The following is a 17,803-nucleotide window of genomic DNA, read 5'->3' as shown; positions in this document are numbered from 1 at the left end:
TTTTCTGGCGGGCTGAACGCAAAGTGCCATCACTGGAGAAATCCGGCGACGAGCCGACACAGAGTCACGTGGCGCCCTGGCTGGCCTGTTCGCTACACTCTCAATGTAAAACTTCCTGATGAGGCGTTAACGGTGACACCACTTCTGATCACACTGCTCATCGTTGCGGGTATCGCGTTGCTGATCGTGATCGGCTACCTCAACAACGTGGTCGAGAACAGCAAACTGGAGCGCGCGCGGCTGAAGATCGAACTCGCCGACCGCGTACGCCGCTGTGGCGAAATCACCGAGACCTTCCCCGGCCAGTTCATGACCCCGGCGCTCAAACTGTTGCTCACGCGCCTGGAGCTCAATCTCACGCAGCGGCAATTGGCGCTGGACAAGAACAATGCCGAACTCAAGGCACGCATCGCCGAACTGGACGGCCTGGTTGCCCAAGGCGAGCGAATCCCGGTGAACAACCCGCCCAGCCCGATCCATACCGAGGCCAAGGCCAAGGATGTGCGCTTCTTGCTCGAGGCTTTGCACACACAGATCGTCAAGGCTACTCAGGAAAATGTCCTGCAAACCACCGAGGGCAAGCACTGGGTAAAGGAAATTCGCCACCTGCTGGTATTGCTGCACATCGAGTTCTTCAACAATTTGGGCCAGCAAGCGCTGCAACAGGAACAACCGGGCCAGGCTCGCCTGGCGTTCGAGCGCGGCGTGCAGTACCTGCGCAAGCAGCCTGAACCGAAGGTGTATGAAGAGCAGCTGACCTACCTGGAGAAACTGCTGGCCCGGGCCAATGCCCAGGTGCTGGACCAGATGGAGCCGGCGGAGAATGACGAAAACGCGCTGACCCAGGGGCTCAAGACCGACCAGGAAGAAACCTGGAAAAAGCGGGTCATCTACGATTGATGTGAAAATCGAGCCCATCGCCGGCAAGCCGGCTCCCACCCGGATTTGCGCCGGCTTTTAGAGATGGGTAAGGCCGTTGCTTCCACAGGTACAGCACAGGCCTGAAGAGCTGCGCGGTCGTGGTGGGAGCCGGCTTGCCGGCGATGGGCTGCGCAGCAGCCCTGATAACGCTAATCAGCAGTCGGTCAACTCCAGAAAGACTGCCGCCAACCGCTCCAGCCCGCGCTGGTCCGCCTCACTGAAACGCGCCAGCTTCGGGCTGTCCAGGTCGAGCACACCAATCAGCCTGCCCTCCTTCACCAGCGGGATCACCAACTCGCTGTTGGAGGCGCTGTCGCAGGCAATATGCCCCGGGAAGGCGTGCACGTCTTCCACCCGCTGGGTCTGCCGGGTGGCCGCTGCTGCACCGCACACGCCGCGGCTGAACGGAATGCGCACACAGGCCACTTGCCCCTGGAAAGGGCCCAGTACCAGCTCTTCATTGCGGTTGAGGTAAAACCCGGCCCAGTTCAGGTCATCCACCTGGTGGTACAGGAACGCCGAAAACTGCGCGGCATTGGCGATGAAGTCACGCTCGTCAGCGAACAGTGCCTGCACTTGCGCAGCCAGCAGGTCGTAGCCGTCGAGGCCGGCGCCACTGGCATTGAGGTCGATCATTTATTTCTGCTCCAACAATTGCAGCCCCACCCAATAACGGGCGAACTGGTAGGCACAACGGCCATTACGGTTGCCGCGGCCGGTGGCCCAGCGCACGGCGAGTATGTCGAGCGCTTCGTCACGCTGCCAGGCCAAGCCGGCAGAGGCCGCCAGCTGGCCTATCCAGTGCTCGACCACATCGAGGAAATGCTCCTGGGTGAACGGGTAGAACGACAGCCACAGGCCAAAACGGTCGGACAAGGCGATCTTGTCTTCCACCGCCTCGCTGGGGTGCAGTTCGCCGTCGACGCGCTTCCAGTTTTCGTTGTCGCTCTCTTTCTCCGGCACCAGGTGACGACGGTTGGAGGTGGCGTACAACAGCACGTTGTCCGGCGCCTGCTCCAGCGAGCCGTCGAGCACGCTCTTGAGCACCCGGTAGTCGCCCTCCCCGGCTTCGAACGACAGGTCGTCGCAGAACAGGACGAAACGTTGCGGCAGTTTCTGCAGTTGCTCGACCACACGCGGCAAATCAGCCAGGTGGTCACGCTCGATCTCGATCAGGCGCAGGCCGGCAGCGGCGTGTTCGGCCAGCAGCGCGCGTACCAGCGACGACTTGCCGGTACCACGCGAGCCCCACAGCAGCGCGTGGTTGGCAGGCAGACCGTTGATGAACTGATGGGTGTTGCGGCCCAGTTGGTCGCGTTGCTTGTCCACGCCGATCAGGTCGGTCAGGCGGATGTCCAGGCTGACGTGCAACGGCATCAAGTAGCCGGTACGGCCATCGCGCTGCCAGCGCGCAGCCAACGTGGTGTTCCAGTCGATGTCCGGACGCGGTGCCGGCAGCAGCGGCTCAAGGCGCGCCAGCACGGACTCTGCGCGTTCCAGAAAAGCATTCAAGCGGGCGTCCATGACGACTCCTAGCAAGACAGGTGAAGTTTGAAGCTGAATGTGCGACAGGCCCACCAGCAGCCGTGGCTGATCGGCTATGCTTGCGCAGCGCAAGGGACGTGAAACCGGCTCGGGACTCATGGATATCAAGTTCACCAATCGCCTGTCATACAAGCAAGCCCGGTTGACAGTCCTGGTGGGCTTCATCCTGGGAACATTGCTCAGTCTCATCCAGATCGGCATCGATTATGCCAGCGAAGACGCATCCATCAACCGTGAAGTGGAAGCGTTGCTGCAAATCAGCCACAACCCGGCCTCGCGCATCGCCTACAACATCGACTCGGAACTGGCGCTCGAGCTGACCCGGGGTCTGCTGCAGTCACCGGCCGTGTTCCGCGCGCGCCTGATCGACAACAACGAAACCGTATTGGCTGATGTCGAACGCATCCGGCTGCAGGACAGCTACCGGCCGGTGAGCGATTTTCTGTTCGGTGAACAGCGCCAGTTCCAAGAGCGCCTGTTCCTCACCCATATGCCCGAAGAGTATCTCGGCACGTTGTACCTGGACGTCGACACCTTCGCCTTCGGCAGCCGTTTCTTGGACCGCGCCGGCGTCACCCTGCTCAATGGCTTCGCCCGCAGCCTGGTCCTCACCGGCATTCTCCTGGCCCTGTTCTACATGATGCTGACCAAACCGCTGGTCAAGGTGATCGGTGCACTCAGCGGCCGCGACCCCCGCCACCCCGGGCAAACCCGCCTCGATTGCCCTCCCGGGCATGAACTCGATGAGATCGGCGTGCTGGTGAAGGTCGCCAACCAGCAACTGGTCAGCATGGCCACCGAGATCCAGCAACGGCGCACTGCCGAAAACCGACTGACCCAGTACCTCAATGAGCTGGAAGACATCGTTTCGGCCCGCACCGAAGAGCTCAAGGCCAGCAACAGCCGCCTGAGCCAGTCCAACCAGGAGCTGGAGCATGCCCGCCAGCGCGCGCTGGACATGGCCCAGGCCCGTGCAGCGTTCCTGGCCAACATGAGCCACGAAATCCGCACCCCGCTCAATGGCATGCTCGGCATGATCGCCCTGGCCCTGGACAGCCCGCTGGAAAGTGAGCAGCGCCAGCAGCTGTCGATCGCCCACGACTCGGGCAAGGTGCTGGTGGAACTGCTCAACGATATCCTCGACCTGTCCAAGTTCGATGCAGGGCAGCTGGAACTCGAACGCATCCCCTTCGACCTGGGCGCGATGGTGGAGGACACGGCCAACCTTTTATCGCAGAACGTCGCGCAAAACGTCGAGCTGACCTGCCTGATCGCCAGTGACTTTCCAAGTTCGGTACTCGGCGATCCGACCCGGGTACGCCAGGTAGTGAGCAATTTGCTGTCCAATGCCCTCAAGTTCACACGCTTCGGCCGCGTCGACGTGTGCCTGAGCACCCTCGTCGGCGGCATACGCCTGGAGGTACGCGACACCGGCATCGGCATTCCCGAAGATGCGCAGGCACGCATCTTCCAGCCGTTCACCCAGGCCGGTGCCGGCATCACCCGGCAATATGGCGGCACGGGCCTGGGCCTGGCACTGACCCGCAACCTGTGCAAAGCCATGCACGGCCACCTGCACATACGCTCCGAGCCAGGGGTGGGCAGCTGCTTCAGCGCCGAATTACCCCTGCCCACCCACACCGAGGCCATCGCCCCTGCGCCGCTGCAGGGCCACGTCGTGGCGCTGAGCGATGCCGGCAGTGGCCTTGCCGAACTGCTGCAGGACGTGCTGCCGCGCTGGGGCCTGAGCTACGCGAGGCATGACAGCGCCCAGGCACTGGCGGGCGGTGCCATCGACCTGTTGATCACTGACGATTTGGACCACTTGTTCCAGCTACGCCCTGCGCTGAAAGCGCCGATCCTGCTGGTGACGGCCTACGGCAACTTCCTGTCGCCGGAACAGTCGGCGCAACTGGCCCCGCTGCACCAGCTGGCCCGCCCCCTGGCGCGCAATGCCTTGTATCAGACCCTGCGCCGCACCCTGCAGGGCCAGGCTCCGGAACACCCGCTGGCCATCCCGACGCTTACCGCTACCGACGGCCGGGCGCGCATTCTGCTGGTGGAGGACAACCCGGTGAACCAGCTGGTGGCCAAGGGCATGCTGGCCAAGCTCGGCTGCCGGATACAGGTGGCCACCCAGGGCGTCGAGGCGCTGGAGTGGCTCGAGCAGGAAGACTTCGACCTGGTGCTGATGGACTGCAACATGCCGGTGATGGACGGCTATGAGGCCAGCCGACGCATCCGCCAGAGTGGCCGCTGGCCTGAGCTGCCGATCGTCGCCCTGACCGCCAACGCCATGCCCGAGGAGCGCGAACGCTGCCGGGCGGCGGGCATGAACGACTACCTGGCCAAGCCGTTCCGGCGTGAAGAGCTACTGACGCTGATCGACCATTGGGTGCCCCTTAGCGGCTGAGCACGCGTTCGATATCAGCCTCCAGTGCCTGCGGCTTGGTGGTGGGCGCATAACGCGTGACCTTGCCGCTGGCCGGCTCCAGCAGAAACTTGGTGAAGTTCCACTTGATCTTCTGCGACCCGAGCAGGCCGGGCGCACGCTGCTTGAGCTCGACGAACAGCGGGTGAGCCCCTGGGCCGTTGACCTCCACCTTGCGAAACAGCGGGAAGCTCACGCCGAAATTACGCTCGCAGAACTGCGCGATTTCCCGCGCTTCCCCCGGCTCCTGCTTGCCGAACTGGTTACAGGGGAACCCCAGTACTACCAGGCCTCGCTCGCGGTAATGTTGCCAAAGTTGCTCCAGCCCCTTGTACTGCGGGGTGAAACCGCACTGGCTGGCGGTATTGACCACCAGCACCGCTTTGCCGGCAAAGTCGCCCAGCAGCTTGCGTTCACCGGCCAGGGTCACACAGGGGATGTCGAGTATCGATTCAGCCATGGTCAGGCTCCATCACGCGGTTTGAAGTCCAGGCACACCGAGTTGATGCAGTAACGCAGGCCGGTCGGTGGCGGCCCGTCGGGGAATACATGGCCCAGGTGAGCATCACATTGCGCGCAGGTCACCTCGGTGCGGATCATGCCGTGGGAGGTGTCGCGCGTCTCGATCATCGCGCTGTCTTCGATCGGCGCGTAAAAACTCGGCCAGCCACAGCCAGAGTCGAATTTGGTGGTCGAATCGAACAGCGCCAGGCCGCAGCAGATGCACTGGTAGGTACCCGCACGCTTTTCGCTGTTGTACTTGCCAGAGAACGGCCGTTCGGTGCCCTTCAGGCGGCACACCTGGTACTGCTCCGGGTCAAGCATCGCACGCCATTGTTCCAGGGTTTTGTCGATCTTTTGCATGTGTGGACCTCGGCAGGCTGAATTTCACCTCGCGCCGTCTTTTCCGTAGCGCGGGTGGCACGTATATTAGTTGGCTTCGTGTGCAAGGCCTCAAGTCTGGCACCCGCGCCCCGCCCTTTCAAACCTTTCGACGGCGGCGCACCGCGTATTCTCAATCGGGATCACATCATGCAGTTCAGCAAATCGAACAAGCTCGCCAATGTCTGCTACGACATTCGCGGCCCGGTGCTCAAGCACGCCAAACGTCTGGAAGAGGAAGGCCATCGCATCCTCAAGCTGAACATCGGCAACCCGGCGCCGTTTGGCTTCGAGGCGCCGGACGAAATTCTCCAGGATGTGATCCGCAACCTGCCCACTGCCCAGGGCTACAGCGACTCCAAAGGCCTGTTCAGCGCGCGCAAGGCGGTGATGCAGTACTGCCAGCAGAAGGAAATCGAAGGCGTCACCATCGAGGACATCTACCTGGGCAATGGTGTGTCCGAGCTGATCGTGATGTCGATGCAGGCGCTGCTCAACAACGGCGACGAAGTGCTGATCCCGGCGCCCGACTACCCGCTGTGGACTGCCGCAGTGAGCCTGGCTGGCGGCAAGCCGGTGCATTACCTGTGCGATGAGCAGGCCGACTGGTTCCCTGACCTTGAAGACATCAAGGCCAAGATCACCCCGAACACCAAGGCCCTGGTCATCATCAACCCGAACAACCCGACCGGCGCCGTCTATTCCAAAGAATTGCTGCTGGGCATGCTGGAGCTGGCCCGCCAGCACAACCTGGTGGTGTTCTCTGACGAGATCTACGACAAGATCCTCTATGACGAAGCCGTGCACATCAGCACCGCGTCACTGGCCCCGGACCTGCTGTGCCTGACCTTCAACGGCCTGTCCAAGTCGTACCGGGTGGCGGGCTTCCGCTCCGGCTGGCTGATCATCTCCGGGCCCAAGCATCACGCCCAGAGCTACATCGAAGGCATCGACATGCTGGCCAACATGCGCCTGTGCGCCAACGTGCCGGCTCAGCACGCCATCCAGACTGCGCTGGGCGGTTACCAAAGCATCAATGACCTGGTGCTGCCGCCGGGCCGGCTGCTGGAGCAGCGCAACCGCACCTATGAATTGCTCAATGAGATTCCCGGGGTCAGCTGCGTCAAGCCGATGGGTGCGCTGTATGCCTTCCCACGGATCGATCCGAAGGTTTGCCCGATCTTGAATGACGAGAAGTTCGCGCTGGACCTGCTGTTGTCGGAAAAGCTGCTGATCGTGCAGGGTACGGCGTTCAACTGGCCGTGGCCGGACCACTTCCGCGTGGTGACATTGCCGCGGGTGGATGATCTGGAAGCGGCGATTGGCCGGATTGGCAACTTCCTGCGCACTTATTCGCAGTAAGTACCGGCCTCATCGCCGGCAAGCCGGCTCCCACAAGTACAGCGCAAGCCTTAAGAACTGCGGGGTATCTGTGGCAGCCAGCTTGCTGGCCCTTACAGTCACAGCACAAGTCTTCAGCATTGCAGGGTATCCGTGGCAGCCAGCTTGCTGGCCCTTACAGGCACAGCACAACTCTTCAGCATTTGCAGGGTACTTGTGGGAGCCGGCTTGCCGGCGATTGGGCTGCAAAGCAGCCCCCTACAACCCCCAAATACCTTTCTTACATCCTGCAACGCTCTAGCTCACAGCCCCAACCAGATCCTCTGCCATACTCCGCCGTACACAGTTTGAAATAGTCCCCCGATTGAATCGGCGCGCCCGGCCCCTTATATACCCCGCATACGCAACACACTCATCCGTCAGGAGAACGTAACAACCATGATGCGCATTCTGTTGTTTGTAGCCACCAACCTTGCGGTGGTGCTGGTTGCAAGCATTACCCTGAGCCTGTTCGGCTTCAACGGGTTCATGGCCGCCAACGGGGTTGACCTCAACCTCAGCAGCCTGCTGGTCTTCTGCGCCGTGTTCGGCTTCGCCGGCTCCCTCGTTTCGCTGTTCATCTCCAAGTGGATGGCGAAGATGAGCACCGGCACCCAGATCATCTCCCAGCCGCGTACCCGCCACGAGCAGTGGCTGCTGCAGACGGTCGAAGAGCTGTCCCGCGAAGCCGGCATCAAGATGCCCGAGGTGGGTATCTTCCCCGCCTACGAGGCCAACGCCTTCGCCACCGGCTGGAACCGCAACGACGCGTTGGTAGCCGTATCCCAAGGCCTGCTGGAACGCTTCTCGCCTGATGAAGTACGCGCCGTGCTGGCCCACGAGATCGGCCACGTGGCCAACGGTGACATGGTCACCCTGGCGCTGGTACAAGGCGTGGTGAACACCTTCGTGATGTTCTTCGCCCGCATCATCGGCAACTTCGTCGACAAGGTGATCTTCAAGAACGAAGAGGGCCAAGGCATTGCCTACTACGTGGCGACCATCGTCGCCGAGTTGGTCCTGGGCATCCTCGCCAGCATGATCGTCATGTGGTTCTCGCGCCGCCGTGAATACCGCGCCGACGAAGCCGGCGCACAACTGGCCGGCACCGCCGCGATGATCGGCGCCCTGCAGCGCCTGCGCGTAGAGCAGGGCCTGCCAGTGCACATGCCCGACACCATGAAGGCATTCGGCATCAATGGCGGCCTCAAGCATGGCCTGGCCGGCCTGCTGATGAGCCACCCGCCGCTGGAAGAGCGCATCGAGGCGCTGCGCCGCCGGGGTTGATTGTTCAGGCACCAATCAAGGGCGACTACGGTCGCCCTTTTTTATGCAGCCGGCCTGCATATTTGAGACGGTAATCTTCAGAGCTGTGGGGGTGGTGGAAGCAACTGGCTTGCCGGCGATACAGACGCTGTGGTGAATGGCACCGGCTGCGCCGGTGATCGCCGGCAAGCCGGCTCCCACAGGGATCGCACCAGCTTTTCGAAGTTGAGCAAGACAGTTGCCCCCACAGGGATCGCGCCGGCTGTTAGAAATTGGGCAAGACAATTGCGCCGGCTATTAGAAATCGGGCAGAAGGTTGCTTCCACAGGTCCAGCGCAGGCCTGGAGAACTGCGCGGTCGGGGTGGGAGCCGGCTTGCCGGCGATAGGGCCAGCACAGGCAAACCCACATCAGAACCGTACGCGATAGGCCCGCTCAACAAGGCACTTCACCCCCGCCTGCAAGAACTTAGGGCTTTCCCCGATCACGTCTTGCGCCTCCAGCTCCTCCACCTGCCACCCGGCAAACCCACGCCGCACTTCCTCGTCGGCGACCGAAAACGGCGGCCCCGCCAGCAGACGCTGCTCGTAGCCCAAGGTCACCACAAGCCCACGGCCCGCAGGCAGCAGCCGCGAAAGCAAACCCATGTACCGCTCACGCATTGCCGGAGGCAGGGCAATCAACGCAGCTCGGTCATACAGCCCCACGCAATCGGCCACATCCTCGGCGCGCAAGGCGAAGAAATCACCACACCACAGCTCCACCTCACCACTGCTCCACACTTCGAACGCACCCTGTTGCCGAACCTGCGCCTGCAGCCCCTGCTCCTGGAAGAAGTCCTCCACGGCCCGGCGCGACAGCTCCACACCCCGCACGCGATAGCCCTGCCCCGCCAGCCAGGCCAGGTCCAGGCTCTTGCCGCACAACGGCACCAGCACCCGGCTGCCGGCAGCCAGGCCAAGCCCCGGCCAGTAGCGTTGCAGGTAGGGGTTTACCTGGGCCTGGTGAAAACCGATCTGGTTATCGGCCCACTTTTGGTGCCAGAACGCCTGCTCCATAGTTCCTCCAGGTTTTTAGATCATTTGGGCAAAAATCTTATATTGGAAATCGATCGGTGACTGATCGAAGATGACTGCATCTTACCCCTCAGGACCCTACCATGCTGCCCAGCCTGTTCATTTCCCACGGCTCTCCGATGCTCGCCCTGCAACCCGGCGCCAGCGGGCCAGCGCTGGCCCAGCTGGCCAATGCCCTGCCACGCCCGAAGGCGATCGTGGTGGTGTCGGCGCACTGGGAAAGCCACGAACTGCTGGTGACCGCCAACCCACAGCCGCAGACCTGGCATGACTTCTACGGCTTTCCCGCAGCGCTTTATGCCGTTCAGTACCCTGCGCCTGGCCAGCCGCAACTGGCGGCGAACGTCAGCGCGCGGCTCAACGCCGCTGGCCTGCCGGCTCGCCTGGATGCCCAGCGGCCCTTCGACCATGGGGCCTGGGTGCCGCTGTCACTGATGTATCCCGATGCAAGCATTGCGCTGATTCAGGTGTCGCTACCGAGCCACATGGGGCCGGCGCAGCAAATCAAGGTCGGCCGAGCGTTGGCCGGGCTGCGCAGCGAGGGTGTGTTGCTGGTCGGCTCTGGGAGCATAACCCATAACCTGGGCGAGCTGGACTGGCATGCAGGGCCGGACGTGATCGAGCCTTGGGCACTGGCATTTCGCGATTGGGTGGTGGAGAAGCTGGGCGAAGACGACCAGGCCGCGCTGCTGGACTTCAAGCAACAAGCGCCGTTTGCGTCGCGTAACCATCCCAGTGATGAGCATTTCTTGCCGTTGTTCTTCGCCCTTGGGGCCGGTGGCAGGTTTGGCATCGTGCACCAAGGGTTTACCCTCGGCGCGCTGGGGATGGACATTTACCGCTTCGACTGAAAAGCGGCAGCGTTGTGCCGCGCCAGGCCTGCATGCATGGCAGCCCCAAAGAACCACAAGCAAAAAAAATCCCCGACCTAAGCCGGGGATTTTTTCATTACGCCAGGATCAATCTTCGCGGTAGCGACGCAGCTTCAACTGCTTGCCAGCCACGCGGGTGTCCTTGAGCTTGGTCAGCAGGCGCTCGAGGCCGTCTTCCGGCAGCTCGATCAGGCTGAAGCTGTCACGCACCTGGATGCGACCGATCGCATCACGGGCCAGGCCACCTTCGTTGAGGATCGCACCCAGCAGGTTCTTGGCAGCGATACCATCACGGGCACCCAGCGCGGTACGGCAACGCACGCGACCTTCGGCCAGCGGCAGTGGCGCACGACGCTCGCGCTCACCACGGTCGCTACGCTCGGCACGGTCACCACGCTCCGGGCGCTCACCGCGCGGTGCGAAGCTTGGTACCAGCGGCTGTTCGCGCTCTACCGCTGCCAGGTCCAGCGCCTGGCCATTGGTGGCCTTGCGCAGCAGGGCTGCGGACAGGGCACGCGGGCTGCAACCCAGGGCTTCGGTCAGGCGGTCGAACAGCTCACCGTGGGTGGCTTCTGCTTCGGCCACCAGCGGCGCCAGGCTCGAGGTCAGCTTCTTGATACGCGCATCCAGCACGGCCTGAGCGTTCGGCAGGCGCGCCTCGGCAACCTTCTGCCCGGTAACGCGTTCGATGACCTGCAGCATGCGGCGCTCACGCGGGGTGACCAGCAGCAGTGCACGGCCTTCGCGACCGGCACGGCCGGTACGGCCGATACGGTGCACGTAGGACTCTGGGTCGTACGGCATGTCCACGTTGAACACGTGGGTGATGCGCGGTACGTCCAGACCACGGGCAGCGACGTCAGTGGCGACGACGATGTCCAGGCGGCCGTCCTTGAGCGAGTCGATGACGCGCTCACGCTGGTTCTGGGCGATGTCGCCGTTCAGCGCAGCAGCCTTGTAGCCTTTGGCTTCCAGCGCGGCGGCCAGGTCCAGGGTGGCTTGCTTGGTACGCACGAAGGCGATCAGCGCGTCGAACTCTTCCACTTCCAGCAAACGCAGAACAGCCGGGATCTTCTGGTCGGCGTGGACCATCAGGTGCGCCTGGTCGATCGCGGTGACGGTCTGGGTCTTGCTCTGGATCTTGACGTGCTTGGGCTCACGCAGGTGACGTTCGGCGATCGAGCGGATCGACGACGGCAGGGTCGCGGAGAACAAAACGGTCTGACGGCTGGCAGGGATGGCATCGAAGATCACTTCGAGGTCATCCATGAAGCCCAGCTTGAGCATTTCGTCGGCTTCGTCCAGTACCAAGTACTGCACGGTGGACAGGACTTTCTCGTCGCGACGCAGGTGGTCGCACAGACGGCCCGGGGTGGCCACGACGATTTGCGCGCCGTTGCGGATGGCACGCAGTTGTGGGCCCATCGGGGCACCACCGTATACAGCCACCACGTTAACGCCCGGCATCTGCTTGGCGTAGGTTTCGAAAGCGGTAGCTACTTGCAGCGCCAACTCACGGGTTGGCGCCAGGATCAGGGCTTGCGGTTCGCGCTTGCTCACGTCGATCTTGTTGAGGATCGGCAGGGCGAAGGCAGCGGTCTTGCCGGTGCCAGTCTGCGCCTGGCCGATCATGTCGTGACCGGCGAGGATGATCGGGATCGATTGATGCTGAATAGCCGAAGGCTCTTCGTAGCCAGTGGCTACAACAGCAGCGACGATATTCGGATTGAGATCGAGAGCGGCGAATCCGCCGGTTTCCTGGGTCATGGGTCTGCCTCTATGTGCATCCGCAAAGACCCATGCTCCAAAGCTGCACATGCCTTGAAAGACCAAATGGTCACCCAGGCAGCTCTGGCGGCGGGGATTTGCGAAAACGATTGAAAAAGAAATACTTGGGAAGGTCCGCCTAGCGGACGTGCAGCCGAAGCTGGACTCGGAGGATTTGCACCACCTGATTTTGAGGTCCGCTAAAAGACCGGCGCGTACTATACCCGAATTAATGGAGGGAAGTGTGGAAAATTTTCACGGGCAAGGGGCCAGTACCCGGCCATCAGCGACCAGCGGCTGAAACGTTTATCTCAACCCCCTGGCACGCCCTTCACGTGGCGGGGCGAATCTCCTTGATCAACCCCTCCAGGCTATACCCCAGCTGTGGCGCCAAGGCCGCAGCCCGGCCCCTGAGGCCGTCCAGGTCCAACGTTTGCTCCAGGTCTGCCGGCACCAGCAGGATCACATTGCCCTCCTTCACCGGCAGCTCCCAGTAATGCCGGTGGTACAAGCCGCGCAACAGCGCCGCGCCGAGCGGCCTGCCGTCATCACCGGCCCACTGGTTGATCACCAGCCAACCACCGGGGTTGAGCTGCTTCTGGCAATTTTCCAGAAAGGTCCAGGCCAGATGGCCGACACCCGGGCCGTGGTCGGTGTACAGGTCGACGAACAACAGGTCGGTTTTCTCTGCCGTGGGCAGCAGCTCCAGGGCATCGCCCACCCGCACATACAGGCGCGGGTCGTCGTCCAGGCCCAGGTACTCCATGGCCAGGCGCGGCACATCCGGGCGCAGCTCGATGGCCTCGATGTCTTCCAGCGGCAAGAATTTCATGCAGGCCTGGGTCAGGGTGCCGGCGCCCAGGCCAAGGAACAGCGCGCTTTCAGGCTGCTCGTGGCACAGCGCCCCCACCAGCATGGCGCGGGTGTAGTCGTACTCGAGCCAGCTGGGGTCAGCTGTGAACACGCAGCTTTGCTCGATGGCATCGCCAAATTCGAGGAAGCGGTAATCCTCCACCTCATACACACTGATGACCCCGAAGGCATCCTCGACCCGAGCCAACAGCCGCTCTTCCCGCTCCGTCGCCATGAACCTGCCACCCGCCCGCGCAAAAACGCGCATTGTCCGCCAACCTCCCCGATGCAACAAGCTCAGCGCCAACTGTTACCATGGCAGGCAGCCTATAACCGACAAGACCGAGCCTGTGATGAACCGACCGTGGAGACCTGACAGCTGGCGTGCCCTGCCGATCCAGCAGCAACCGACCTACCCCGATGCCGCGCATCTGCTCAAGGTCGAGCAGACCTTGGCCAGCTACCCGCCGCTGGTGTTCGCCGGTGAGGCGCGCGAGCTGCGCCGGCAGTTCGCCGAGGTCACCGAAGGCCGTGCCTTCCTGCTGCAGGGCGGCGACTGTGCCGAGAGCTTCGCCGAGTTCTCTGCCGCGAAGATCCGCGACACCTTCAAGGTGTTGCTGCAGATGGCCATCGTCATGACCTTCGCCGCTGGCTGCCCGGTGGTCAAAGTCGGGCGTATGGCCGGGCAGTTCGCCAAGCCACGTTCATCGGGCGACGAAACCATCGGCAACCTGACCTTGCCGGCCTACCGCGGCGACATCGTCAACGGCATCGGCTTCGACGAAAAAAGCCGTGTACCCGACCCAGACCGCCTGCTGCAGGCCTACCACCAGGCCACCGCCAGCCTCAACCTGCTGCGCGCCTTCGCCCAAGGCGGTTTCGCCGACTTGCACCAGGTGCACAAGTGGAACCTGGACTTCATCGCCAACTCGGCGCTGGCCGACAAATACCACCAGTTGGCCAACCGCATCGACGAGACCTTGGCCTTCATGCGCGCCTGCGGCCTGGACAGCGCCCCGCAATTGCGCGAAACCAGCTTTTTCACCGCCCACGAGGCACTGCTGCTGAACTACGAAGAAGCCTTCGTGCGCCAGGACAGCCTGACCGGCGACTACTACGATTGCTCGGCGCACATGCTGTGGATCGGCGACCGCACCCGCCAGCTGGACGGCGCACATGTGGAATTCCTGCGTGGGGTGCACAACCCTATCGGGGTCAAGGTTGGCCCCAGCATGAACCCTGAAGAGCTGATCCGCCTGATCGACACGCTCAACCCGGCCAACGACCCGGGCCGCCTCAACCTCATCGTGCGCATGGGCGCCGGCAAGGTCGGTGAGCACCTGCCCGGGCTGATCCGCACCGTCGAGCGCGAGGGGCGCAAGGTGCTGTGGAGTTCGGACCCGATGCACGGCAATACCATCAAGGCCAGCAGCGGCTACAAGACCCGTGACTTCGCGCAGATTCTCGATGAGGTGAAGCAGTTCTTCCAGGTGCACCAGGCCGAAGGCAGCCATGCCGGTGGCATCCACATCGAGATGACCGGGCAGAACGTCACCGAGTGCATCGGTGGCGCACGCCCGATCACCGAAGATGGGCTGTCGGATCGTTACCATACGCATTGCGACCCACGCATGAACGCCGACCAGTCGCTGGAGCTGGCGTTTCTGATTGCCGAAACCCTCAAGCAGGTGCGCCGTTGAGGTAGGTGCCGGCCACAGCCTCTTCAGCACCCGCAAGACCGAGCGCCGCATGCGCGGCGCATCGCCCCCTCACCTGCGCAGCGGATCATCCCAGAATGGCCGCTCTGCCTCCTGCTGGATATCGGCCCGGCTCAACCCCAGATCCTGCAACGTCGCATCGCTGAGGCTGGCCAGTTCCCGGCGCTGGCGGTACAGCTCCAGCCAGCGAGCCGGACGCTGCAAGGCAGCATGCCACAGGTGTTTGAAAGAGAAGGCAGGGTGTTGAATGCTGCTGACATGACCTTTCATCGTGAAGCCCTCCGTGTTGATGGCTTCAGTCTCGCGCCAGGCTTAAGATCAATCCAACGAATGTTTCTTATGCCATGCATCTAGGAGATTGATGCAATGTCCCACTACCAGAGCCTCGATGCTGACGTGCTACGCACCTTCGTCGCCATTGCCGAGCAAGGGGGGTTCACCCGTGCCGGCGAAGTGGTCAACCGCACCCAGTCGGCCGTCAGCATGCAGATGAAACGCCTGGAGGAAGACGTCCTGCAGCGCCAGTTGTTCGAGCGCGACGGCCGCCAGGTGCGCCTGACCGCCGAGGGCCAGGTATTGCTGGGCTACGCACGGCGCATCCTCAAGCTGCATGGCGAAGTGTTCAACACCCTCCGCATGCCGCACATGGTCGGGCTGGTGCGCATCGGTACACCGGACGACTACGCCATGCGGTTCTTGCCAACCATCCTGTCGAGTTTCGCCCAGGCCTACCCGCTGGTGCAGGTGGAGGTGCATTGTGATTCGTCGAAACACCTGATGCTGCGCCAGGACCTGGACCTGACCATCGTCACCCGGGAGCCCGGCAACGAGGTTGGCCAGTTGCTGCGCCAGGAACGCCTGGTGTGGGCCGCCGCCGACAGCTTCTGCCCACAGGAGCAACGGCCCATGCCGCTGGCGCTGTTCAACACCGACTGCTTCTGCCGCGCCTGGACCTGCAATGCCCTGGAGGCCCAGGGGATCGACTACCGCATTGCCTACACCAGCCCCAGCCTGGCGGCGATCTTCGCCATCGTCACGGCAGGGCTGGCAGTGACCGCGCAGTTGCAGAGCCTGATCGGCGGCAATATCCGCATCCTGGGCGAGCAGGACGGCTTGCCTGAGCTGCCCATGGCCAACGTGATGCTGCTGCGCAACCCACAAAACCAGTCACCGATCACCGATTGCATGGCTGACTACATCATCGAGGGTTTTCAGTGATGGCCAGTGCACACGCCAACCGCTAAAGCTCGAAGCCCAGCATCACCGCACACACCACCAAAAACACACAAAACATCGCCCGCAGCACCTTCTCCGGCAACGCATGGGCCAGCCGCACTCCCCAGCTGATACTGAGCAGGCCGCCTACCGCCAACGGTAGCCCCACGCCCCAGTCGACACTGTGATGCACGCCATAGGTAAGCAAGGTGACCATGGTGCTCGGCGCTGCGAGTGCCAGGGACAGCCCTTGCGCCACCACCTGTGTGGCGCCGAACACACTGGTCAGGATCGGCGTGGCCACCACCGCCCCGCCCACCCCGAACAAACCGCCCATGGTGCCGCTGAAGCAGCCCAGCACCCCCAGCCAGGGCCAGGGATGGCGCAGCTCGGCGCTTGCCGGAGCGGATTTGATGAACATGCGCACCACGTTCCACAGGGCCAGCGCCACCAGAAAGCCGACAAAGCCCAGGCGCATGGCCTGCGCATCGATACCCACGGCCCAGATCGAGCCCAACCAGGCGAACACCAAGCTGCACACCGACAACGGCACGGCATGGCGCAACTCGATGCGGTTACGCTGGTGATAGCGCCACAGCGCCAGCAGCACGTTCGGCACCACCATCACCAAGGCCGTGCCCTGGGCCAGTTGCTGATCGAGCCCGAACAGCACACCCAACGCCGGGATGGCGATCAACCCGCCGCCAATACCGAACAACCCACCCATGGTGCCCAAGGCTGCGCCCAGCACGATATACAACAACCACTCGATCATCAGGGCCTCATCCGCCTGCGTTGACAATACGGGCATGCTAACGATTGCGCTCTGGCGGGGAAACGCACAGCAACGCACAATGGCTGTGCGATTTATGCAAAAGCAAGGCAGCCATGAGCCCAGATACCCTTACCGACCAACTGAGCCTGTTTCTCGATGTGCTGGAGACCGGCAGCTTTTCCGCGGCCGCCCGGCGCCATCCACTCACCCCCTCCGCCGTCGCCCGGCGCATCGACAGCCTCGAGAGCGCGGTGGGCAGCCGCCTGTTCACCCGCAGCACCCATGCGGTGCGCGCCACGCCTGCTGGCAACGCCTTCGCCGAACGCGCCCGGCGCATCATCGAGGAGCTGCGCCTGGCGCGGGCCGAGGCCGTGTCACTGAGCAGCGCTCCGGAGGGGTTGATACGTATCGACGCCCCTGCAGCTTTCGGCCGCCGCCACCTGGCGCCGGCCATTGCCGACTTCCTGGTGGCCTACCCCGGCCTGGATGTTCACCTGCGCCTGATCGACAGCTTCGTCGACCTGCACGGCAGCCACCTGGGCGAAGTCGACCTGGTGCTGCGTGCAGGCCCCCTGGCCGATACCCGCCTGGTCGCCACACCGCTGGCCTACATGGTCCGCGTCGCCTGCGCCAGCCCCGCCTACCTGGCCAGCCGCGGCATACCCGCCTGCCCCAGCGCACTGCCCGATCACGACGGGCTGGACTGGGACGGCCTGGCCCCACCCTTCGCCTGGCGCTTCGAGGTCGATGGGCAATCACGGCTGTACCGGCCCTCACGGATGCGCATGGCCGCCAACAATGCCGAAACGCTGCTGTTCGGCGCGCTTGCCGGGCTGGGCATTGCGCACCTGCCTACCTGGCTCATCAGCGACTACCTGCTGCGTGGCGAACTGGTGCCCCTTTTTTGCGACAACGGCCTGCCTGCGGCAGAGACCAGCGGTATTTATGCGCTGCGCCTGGCACATGAAACGAACTCTCGCAGCCGCTTGCTGCTCGAATTCCTCAAGAGCCGCTTCAGCCCGATCCCCCCATGGGACCTTGCATTACGAAGTGAGCTGCGATGGCAATGAGCGCGCAAACCTTCAGCGTGCTAGATTTCTCCAT

General features: G+C 63.1%; 16 protein-coding genes and 1 pseudogene. 8 read left to right on the top strand and 9 right to left on the bottom strand.

Translation table 11 applies throughout. The features are described 5' to 3' along the window. Positions 1-132: 132 nt before the first annotated feature. The gene (locus ABRP30_RS07410) at positions 133-900 is read left to right on the top strand and encodes a hypothetical protein (protein ID WP_241802996.1); all 768 of its coding nucleotides are present in this window, start codon (positions 133-135) and stop codon (positions 898-900) included. Positions 901-1,074: 174 nt separating this feature from the next. On the opposite strand, the gene ABRP30_RS07405 is transcribed toward ABRP30_RS07410, so the two are convergent. Then, positions 1,075-1,557, bottom strand: coding sequence for a GAF domain-containing protein (locus ABRP30_RS07405; protein ID WP_267822004.1), 483 nt, complete (start codon positions 1,555-1,557; stop codon positions 1,075-1,077). Further along, positions 1,558-2,445 (bottom strand): ATP-binding protein, encoded by an 888-nt coding sequence (locus ABRP30_RS07400; RefSeq protein WP_241802994.1) that lies wholly within the window; start codon positions 2,443-2,445, stop codon positions 1,558-1,560. It abuts the gene before it with no gap. A 76-nt stretch (positions 2,446-2,521) separates the two neighbouring features. Here ABRP30_RS07400 and ABRP30_RS07395 point away from each other — a divergent pair, with 76 nt between their 5' ends. Further along, positions 2,522-4,879, top strand: coding sequence for a response regulator (locus ABRP30_RS07395; protein WP_267822001.1), 2,358 nt, complete (start codon positions 2,522-2,524; stop codon positions 4,877-4,879). Here ABRP30_RS07395 and ABRP30_RS07390 read toward each other — a convergent pair. Together ABRP30_RS07390 and msrB are read right to left on the bottom strand one after the other, a co-directional pair. Continuing rightward, positions 4,869-5,357, bottom strand: coding sequence for a glutathione peroxidase (locus ABRP30_RS07390; RefSeq protein WP_241802992.1), 489 nt, complete (start codon positions 5,355-5,357; stop codon positions 4,869-4,871). The genes ABRP30_RS07395 and ABRP30_RS07390 overlap by 11 nt on opposite strands. Before the next feature lie 2 nt (positions 5,358-5,359). Then, a complete protein-coding gene (gene msrB / locus ABRP30_RS07385) occupies positions 5,360-5,761 on the bottom strand; it encodes a peptide-methionine (R)-S-oxide reductase MsrB (protein WP_267821998.1) in 402 nt (133 codons plus the stop codon). A gap of 168 nt (positions 5,762-5,929) precedes the next feature. On the opposite strand from msrB, the gene ABRP30_RS07380 reads away from it, so the two are divergent. Together ABRP30_RS07380 and htpX are read left to right on the top strand one after the other, a co-directional pair. After that, positions 5,930-7,141 carry a pyridoxal phosphate-dependent aminotransferase gene (locus tag ABRP30_RS07380; protein WP_085675507.1) on the top strand — a complete coding sequence of 404 codons (1,212 nt, stop codon included), beginning with the start codon at positions 5,930-5,932 and terminating at the stop codon, positions 7,139-7,141. 417 nt (positions 7,142-7,558) lie between these two features. Then, on the top strand, positions 7,559-8,446 hold the full coding sequence (htpX, locus tag ABRP30_RS07375) for a protease HtpX (RefSeq protein ID WP_012313391.1): 888 nt from the start codon (positions 7,559-7,561) through the stop codon (positions 8,444-8,446). Positions 8,447-8,834: 388 nt separating this feature from the next. Here htpX and ABRP30_RS07370 read toward each other — a convergent pair whose 3' ends face one another. Further along, entirely contained in the window at positions 8,835-9,482 is a 648-nt protein-coding gene (locus ABRP30_RS07370) for a thiopurine S-methyltransferase (RefSeq protein WP_349976106.1), read from the bottom strand. Between the two features lie 101 nt (positions 9,483-9,583). Between ABRP30_RS07370 and ABRP30_RS07365 the strand changes: the two genes are divergently transcribed. Next, positions 9,584-10,351 (top strand): class III extradiol ring-cleavage dioxygenase, encoded by a 768-nt coding sequence (locus tag ABRP30_RS07365; RefSeq protein WP_241802989.1) that lies wholly within the window; start codon positions 9,584-9,586, stop codon positions 10,349-10,351. Between the two features lie 108 nt (positions 10,352-10,459). Here the strand turns inward: ABRP30_RS07365 and ABRP30_RS07360 are convergent. Together ABRP30_RS07360 and ABRP30_RS07355 are read right to left on the bottom strand one after the other, a co-directional pair. Next, a pseudogene (locus tag ABRP30_RS07360) lies at positions 10,460-12,173 on the bottom strand (DEAD/DEAH box helicase). Between the two features lie 297 nt (positions 12,174-12,470). After that, on the bottom strand, positions 12,471-13,226 hold the full coding sequence (locus ABRP30_RS07355; protein ID WP_267821989.1) for a spermidine synthase: 756 nt from the start codon (positions 13,224-13,226) through the stop codon (positions 12,471-12,473). Between the two features lie 118 nt (positions 13,227-13,344). Here ABRP30_RS07355 and ABRP30_RS07350 point away from each other — a divergent pair, with 118 nt between their 5' ends. Beyond that, the gene (locus tag ABRP30_RS07350) at positions 13,345-14,691 is read left to right on the top strand and encodes a class II 3-deoxy-7-phosphoheptulonate synthase (protein ID WP_349976105.1); all 1,347 of its coding nucleotides are present in this window, start codon (positions 13,345-13,347) and stop codon (positions 14,689-14,691) included. 69 nt (positions 14,692-14,760) lie between these two features. Here ABRP30_RS07350 and ABRP30_RS07345 read toward each other — a convergent pair whose 3' ends face one another. Then, positions 14,761-14,979 (bottom strand): DUF1127 domain-containing protein, encoded by a 219-nt coding sequence (locus ABRP30_RS07345; RefSeq protein WP_241802986.1) that lies wholly within the window; start codon positions 14,977-14,979, stop codon positions 14,761-14,763. Positions 14,980-15,075: 96 nt separating this feature from the next. Between ABRP30_RS07345 and ABRP30_RS07340 the strand changes: the two genes are divergently transcribed. Further along, a complete protein-coding gene (locus ABRP30_RS07340; protein WP_267821984.1) occupies positions 15,076-15,927 on the top strand; it encodes a LysR substrate-binding domain-containing protein in 852 nt (283 codons plus the stop codon). Positions 15,928-15,949: 22 nt separating this feature from the next. Here ABRP30_RS07340 and ABRP30_RS07335 read toward each other — a convergent pair whose 3' ends face one another. Then, the gene (locus ABRP30_RS07335) at positions 15,950-16,699 is read right to left on the bottom strand and encodes a sulfite exporter TauE/SafE family protein (RefSeq protein WP_267821983.1); all 750 of its coding nucleotides are present in this window, start codon (positions 16,697-16,699) and stop codon (positions 15,950-15,952) included. Between the two features lie 113 nt (positions 16,700-16,812). Here ABRP30_RS07335 and ABRP30_RS07330 point away from each other — a divergent pair, with 113 nt between their 5' ends. Continuing rightward, a complete protein-coding gene (locus tag ABRP30_RS07330) occupies positions 16,813-17,769 on the top strand; it encodes a LysR family transcriptional regulator (protein WP_267821981.1) in 957 nt (318 codons plus the stop codon). Positions 17,770-17,803 lie beyond the last annotated feature (34 nt).

Source organism: Pseudomonas sp. WHRI 8519, assembly GCF_040224055.2.
GTDB lineage: Bacteria > Pseudomonadota > Gammaproteobacteria > Pseudomonadales > Pseudomonadaceae > Aquipseudomonas > Aquipseudomonas putida_X.
This window is presented reverse-complemented; position numbering and strand designations above follow the sequence as displayed.